Below are 6,354 nucleotides of genomic sequence, written 5' to 3' on the forward strand. Positions count from 1 at the left end.
GCGTAGTGACGAGTAGGAGTGTCATATTCTACGTGTGAAGTAGAAATGGTGATACCACGAGCTTTCTCTTCAGGCGCGTTATCGATTTGATCGAAAGCCTGTGCGTTACCGCCGTAAGTTTTAGAAAGAACTGTAGTGATAGCTGCAGTTAGGGTAGTTTTACCGTGGTCAACGTGGCCGATTGTACCCACGTTTACGTGGGGTTTCGTACGTTCAAACTTTTCTTTTGCCATTTCTATTATCCCAGCAAAGTTACATTAAAAAATTTAGAAATTTTACATGAGCTGGGGAGAAATAAACTGGTGCTGATAGGCAGATTTGAACTGCCGACCTCACCCTTACCAAGGGTGCGCTCTACCAACTGAGCTATATCAGCACTGATTTGGAGCGGGCAGCGGGAATCGAACCCGCATCATCAGCTTGGAAGGCTGAGGTAATAGCCATTATACGATGCCCGCAATCCTAATTCTCTGGCCACCTCATAGAGAAAGTGGTGGAGGGGGCAGGATTCGAACCTGCGAAGGCTGAGCCGGCAGATTTACAGTCTGCTCCCGTTGACCGCTTGGGTACCCCTCCAGATTGATGGTGCCGACTGCCGGAATCGAACTGGCGACCTACTGATTACAAGTCAGTTGCTCTACCAACTGAGCTAAGTCGGCACTACATCAAGTGGGTGCGCATTCTAGAGTATTGTTTAACTCTGTGCAAGTGTCTTTTTGAAAATTTTTCAATTTTCTTTTTTGACCAATTTTTCAACTAATCAAAAACTTACGTCGATGTTCCCTTTAGAAGTTCACTTCGAGCGTAGCGGGCAAGACCCTGCATCACCAAATGAGCGAGGCGCATGTTATCAGCAGATTTTAAGAATGCAAACACTTTTTTGTCTCCACCCCCTAAAATTATGTCAAATTCGGTTTGTTTGCTTGATATGTAATCAACCGCGCTCAAATAAACACCATATAGGGCAGCATGACACCCTGTTGCCACACAATCTTCTGTATCGGTCCCCACTCCAAAGGTGGTCGGAATTTCATCATTCGCGAACACTTTTTTAGTTGAAGCAACCAATGCATTACGCATTACTTGAAAACCAGGCACGATCCAACCGCCTAAATGTTGACCATCCACCACAAAATCAACCGTTATTGCCGTACCTACATCCATAACAAAAAATGCTTTTTTTGATTTTTCTGCAGCACAAACCATGGCAAGCCATCTATCAACGCCCATTTTTTGAACATTCGCGTAACTATTTTTTATGCCGAAGGCTTCTTTCTCTGTGTGCTTTTCTACAAAAATAATATTTCGCTCGTTACACATGGTGGATATTTCATCAACCAGCTCCTGATTTCTTACCGAAGCTATGTATAAATGAGAAATTTTTTTCTGAGAATCGATAAAAGAGAAGAGAGAATTGGCATCTTCGCATGCATTAGGCTCTTCTTCTGCATGACAAAGTAGTGAATATTTTATTCGGGTGTTACCGATATCCACTAATATGACGTGGTTTTCTTCAATGTTGTTCATATTTTTGGTTTCAGTCGCAAAGCAATGCGTAAAACGAACGGATAAAATGCTATTTAAAAATCACAAAGATGAACTACGAAGTACTTTTATTATAAAAATGGTCAAAATCTTCGTAGCTCAGCTATAGAGTAAAACAAAAATAAAAAGTTAATTGCCTCTAAGGCTAACTTCGCCACCATGGAATCGGGTAATACCGTCTTGCGTTTCAACAAGAAGCGCGCCACTGGCGTCCACTCCCCTATCAATTCCGGAAAAACGTTTCTCGCCCATTTGTAAAACAATGCGTTTATCGGCGTATAAGTCGAGCGCTTCCCAGTATGCTGTGAATGGCCCGAAGCCCTGCTGGGTAAATTTAGGTAAATAAGACCACAGCGATTTAATTATTTCTGCCGCTAATGCATTTCTATCTGGGATAGTGCCCAAATATGACGCAAGATCACTATGAGGCTGACCAACATCGTACTGATTATCGGGTACGCAAACATTCAAACCTATGCCGATAACACTATGCGCCGTAGCGCCTATTTGCCCTTCTACTTCAATAAGTACGCCCGCAAGTTTTTTACCTTGCAAATAAATGTCATTCGGCCATTTAAGCTCGGCGTCTTCTACGCCAAATTCTTTAAGTGCATCGCAAACTGCCAAGCCGACCAATAAAGAAAGGCCTGCCATGCTTTGATAACCGTCAGGGAAAGACCAGTACATAGAAAAAGTTAAGCTTCCGCCAACTGGCGCTAACCATGAACGGCCATGTCTGCCGCGTCCATCGGTCTGAATTTCAGCAAAAACGACATCGCCGTTTTCAAGATCTTCTCGTTTGCTGGCAATACGCTTCTTCATTTCCGTATTGGTGGAAGGCAATACCGACTCCACATCAATAACCGCTCGTTTTGTATTGCCTAAATGGCGTTTAATGCTGTCGGCGCTTAACAATGGAAAACCTCGTTCTAAACGGTAGCCTTTACCTTTTACTTTAAATACGTCTAATCCCCAATCGGCGAGTTGGGAAATATGGCCTGCAACAGCTGTACGCGAAAGTCCCACTTGCTGTGCAATGGTTTCCCCTGAGTGAAACTGGCCGTCGGACAACAAAGCGAGTATATGTTTTCTTATAGCTTTTGATGCTTGTCTCATAGCGAAATAAGTCCTTTGCTTCCTAATAAGCGCACTTCTGGCTCAAGCTGTATGCCAAACTTTTGATGTACGCTTGCTATGATATCTTTTGCCATGGTTAGTACGTCGCTTCCGGTGGCACCACCTAAGTTTGTAAGAACCAATGGCTGTGTAGGGTGGCATCGTACTTTATTCAAAGTCTTGCCTTTAAAACCTGCCTGGTCGATAAGCCACGCGGCAGGAATTTTTATTTGTTCTTTTTCAGTGGCTGGCAGCTCAACACCTCCGTGCACCACAAAATGGGGCACTGAATCATACTCTTGTGCAATCGCTTGAAACACGGCTTTTGAAACCACTGGGTTTTTGAAGAAACTTCCTGCATTGCCTAGCTCGGCAGGATCAGGAAGTTTGCTCTTCCTAATTTGTATTACCGTACTATACACCTTTTCTGGCGTAGGCTCAGTCAGTGCCGCTAGTTCGCCATAGCTAGTTTCAAGTTCGTAGTGCTTGGGCAGTTTAAAGTTTACATGAGTGATTAGCACTTTGTTCGCTAGTGCGTGTTTGAACACACTGTCTCTATAGCCAAACTGACAGTCTTCATTGCCTAACAATACCTGCTCGCCGCTTTCAAGAAATACACACTCTATTTTGTCGATAAACGCATTCACTTCTCGTCCGTACGCACCAATATTCTGAATTGGGCATGCGCCTACTGAACCTGGTATTAAGGCGAGATTTTCGAAACCATACCACTTCTCTTTCATACACAAAGTGACGAAGTCATGCCAGTTTTCACCTGCACCTACCCGTAAGTAATGGTGACTTTCAGTATCAAAATGGCTTATTCCCTTAATCTCGTTAACCAGAATTGTACCGTCAAAGTCTTCAGTGAAGACTGAATTGCTTCCACCGCCTAATATATAAATGGCTTTGTTCTTGTTTTTAGAAGTATTGAAGATAGACAGGAATGAAGTAACGTCGCTAAACGACTGGATAGAATCACAAGAAGCGGCGAGGCCAAATGTGCTGTATGGTTGTAGTGAAGGCATAGTGTTTTACGAACTGCGAACAATTCGCTAATGGTAGGGTAACGAAGCAGCAAATAAAAGCGCAAAAAAAGAATAATATTGTTGCCAACATTGCTAAGCGCTAGAGCATTACCACTTTCATTCGTTAAAGTGAGAAAACGGAAGCTAGCGCTTATACGTAAATACAGAGAACTTACTGCTCTTTGGCTTTATAACCAATACGAAACCCTCCCCAATGTTTACCGTTCACATATATCGGTGCCGATAGATCATGCATGACCTCACCTGTATCTCGCTTGTAAGTTTGTAGCAAGAAAGTAGAGGTATTGCTGCCACAACGACTTCCGGTTTTGTCATCGAATATCCGTTTCGTTCTGTTATTTGCTAAATCCGTATCGTAATTACCAGTAAGGGGCTGACTAAATTTCTTGTTGTGGGTAGGAAAGTAACCATTAACGTCAACTGCGCCGGCATAAATAATGAAACTATGTGTTTCTAATAAAGGTTCTTGGATAGCGGGAAGTACGTCGTCGGTGAACTTATCAAAAGGTGTTGTGTGCTTTATAGGATTAGTGTTCGGTATAGGTGAATAGTCAAAATTAAACAGCTTTGCTTCCGATATTTTCCCTTCTGAAATCGCTTGCTCGAAACGCTTTCCAACAGTTTTAGCTGCATTTACTGCAATGTCTCTAACTTCGCTGTTTCGATCATTTACATCGAAGCTTTCCAGTAGCCTGAAAATATCTTCAGCTTGACTACTCAGTGATAGCGCCTGAGTAGAAACATCAGTGAGGTCGTGCTCTAATTTTTCTGTCGTCGTGTGCAACTGAAGTATGTTGGTACTTATACCTGCGCTATGTTCTGCATTATTTTCTACCATTGCTTGCATAGCGCCCATCGATTCCCGAGCTTTTGTAGAGAGCATACTGGAGTGTGAGATAGCTTCTTCGCTCTCCTGTAATTTCACATTCATATTGTCACTAGAGTTCAGCACCGTTTCCATAGTAGCCACCGCTGCCTGGCTACTGGTATTCATATCCTGAAGCAGACTTTCTATTCCAGAGGTGGCATCGGTTGTCTTCTTGGCAAGCTCGCGTACTTCATCAGCTACAACGGCGAAACCACGTCCTTGCTCTCCCGCTCTTGCAGCTTCAATAGCCGCATTAAGCGCTAGCATATTTGTTTGATCGGCCAACTGGTTAATGGTGTTTGTTATAGTACTTATTCCCTCGGCCTTACTTTTTAATGTCGTAAGCGCTTCTGATGACGCATTTATGTTTTTAACCAGCTGCTGTTGCTCGCTTAATACTTCTTTTAACGACGCACTGCCGAACTGCGTTTTCTCGTCAGATTCATTCATAGAAGATGCAGCGTTTTTGGCAAGATCATCTAACTGAGTTGAAGAGACTTCTAACTGTTGGAGTCTACCGCTCATCTCGCCGATGTTCGCGACTTGCTCATTAAATGCTTTTGATAACTGCTCTAAAAAGAAAGAGATAGAAGCACCACCAATAGCAATTTTACTCGCGGCAAAACTAACTTTCGTTGCATCATTGCTATGTGCATGTTTTTTATCATCGTCAGCCAGTACAGTTTTATTAGCGGCTTTATTTTGGTTTTGAAACACCTTATCAATAATAAAGGCCGCGAACAGAATTGTAAGAAAGATTGCACACGAAGCCATTAAGACATCTGAAGTCACAAAAGAGCTCACTACATTAACGAGACTTGCAATTACAGCTAAAACTAAGTACTTCATATGACCAATCTAACATTTTATTAACAAATATAGAATGTAGACTGACTTAGTTTAATTATCTATAAGCGGATAGTATTAAGTAATGGGGTCAGAGTACTTTATTAATAGTGGGGTCAGAGTAATTTATTGGTGAGCATTGTATTCATGGTAAATAAAATAAACACTTCAAGGTACATGTTGCATCACTCGCACTCAGTGTACTTTACTTCGGTTTTATCGCTTACAATCGTTTATTTATTACTAACTGTTATCTGGTACTAACTCATTAAGGTGCAAAACCATCCAACCGTTAATATAAATATTTCGAGGCCGTCTAGCATCGTAAATGGCACCAGAAGCAACCAATTCGTTTACTTTTGTTTTGCTAAGTACAAGGTTATCAACACGATAGTAATTGCGCAGCAATAAAGCTTTATCAAATTTCGCATGCTGACTCGGCGAGACATGTGTTGTGTGAGCAATGTTTCCGACTTTAAAAGTAAGAGTATCACTATCAACACTAAGTAACTTCAGGGGGACATAGCGAAATCGAGCATCCGATGAAGGATCTATAGCCCTATAGTCGATATAGAAAAAGTCGTTTTTCTGAGGGTTAGCCAAGACCCGCTCTCTTTCACTATTTTCAACAAATGTATTACCAACAAAGAAGAAGGCTATTAGGAGAAAGCAAACAAGCTCTGCATGCTGCTTCAATACAGCGGTCACAGGTTCAAGTTGAAAATTACCCCGCAAATAAGCTGGGTTATTATTGAATGGTAAGGGTGACATACAAACTTCCTAGCTGTTTAGTGTTTTTATACCATACCGATTATTTTTCAACCTGTCGCTCGTTATGCAGAGCTATTATCAAAACTACAGCATACACTCCCCGAATAATGGGGTCAGAGTCGTGACTCTGACCCCATTATTTTTTTCTTCCAAACGCAA

The 6,354-nt window shown here is 42.1% G+C and carries 6 protein-coding genes and 4 tRNA genes; all 10 read right to left on the reverse strand.

What is annotated here, in order from left to right; all coding sequences use genetic code 11:
• The coding region (locus tag RJ41_RS18730) for a GTP-binding protein (protein WP_039217590.1) at positions 1-233 on the reverse strand (233 nt) is incomplete at its 3' end.
• Between the two features lie 67 nt (positions 234-300).
• Positions 301-376: transfer RNA gene (locus RJ41_RS14460), tRNA-Thr, on the reverse strand.
• Between the two features lie 7 nt (positions 377-383).
• A tRNA-Gly gene (locus RJ41_RS14465) sits at positions 384-458 on the reverse strand.
• 33 nt (positions 459-491) lie between these two features.
• Positions 492-576 (reverse strand) — tRNA-Tyr (locus tag RJ41_RS14470).
• A 7-nt stretch (positions 577-583) separates the two neighbouring features.
• A tRNA-Thr gene (locus RJ41_RS14475) sits at positions 584-659 on the reverse strand.
• A gap of 109 nt (positions 660-768) precedes the next feature.
• Complete coding sequence (locus RJ41_RS14480) at positions 769-1,527, reverse strand: type III pantothenate kinase (RefSeq protein WP_039222266.1); 759 nt, start codon at positions 1,525-1,527, stop codon at positions 769-771.
• 147 nt (positions 1,528-1,674) lie between these two features.
• Positions 1,675-2,661, reverse strand: a complete 987-nt coding sequence (gene birA, locus RJ41_RS14485; protein WP_039222269.1) for a bifunctional biotin--[acetyl-CoA-carboxylase] ligase/biotin operon repressor BirA — start codon at positions 2,659-2,661, stop codon at positions 1,675-1,677.
• Positions 2,658-3,689 carry a UDP-N-acetylmuramate dehydrogenase gene (gene murB / locus RJ41_RS14490; RefSeq protein ID WP_039222271.1) on the reverse strand — a complete coding sequence of 344 codons (1,032 nt, stop codon included), beginning with the start codon at positions 3,687-3,689 and terminating at the stop codon, positions 2,658-2,660. The genes birA and murB overlap by 4 nt, the downstream gene beginning before the upstream one ends.
• 172 nt (positions 3,690-3,861) lie before the next feature.
• On the reverse strand, positions 3,862-5,427 hold the full coding sequence (locus tag RJ41_RS14495) for a methyl-accepting chemotaxis protein (protein WP_039222274.1): 1,566 nt from the start codon (positions 5,425-5,427) through the stop codon (positions 3,862-3,864).
• Between the two features lie 240 nt (positions 5,428-5,667).
• Complete coding sequence (locus tag RJ41_RS14500) at positions 5,668-6,195, reverse strand: hypothetical protein (RefSeq protein WP_039222277.1); 528 nt, start codon at positions 6,193-6,195, stop codon at positions 5,668-5,670.
• Between the last annotated feature and the right edge of the window lie 159 nt (positions 6,196-6,354).

The sequence above is a fragment of the Alteromonas marina genome (genome assembly GCF_000808575.1).
Classification (GTDB): domain Bacteria; phylum Pseudomonadota; class Gammaproteobacteria; order Enterobacterales; family Alteromonadaceae; genus Alteromonas; species Alteromonas marina_A.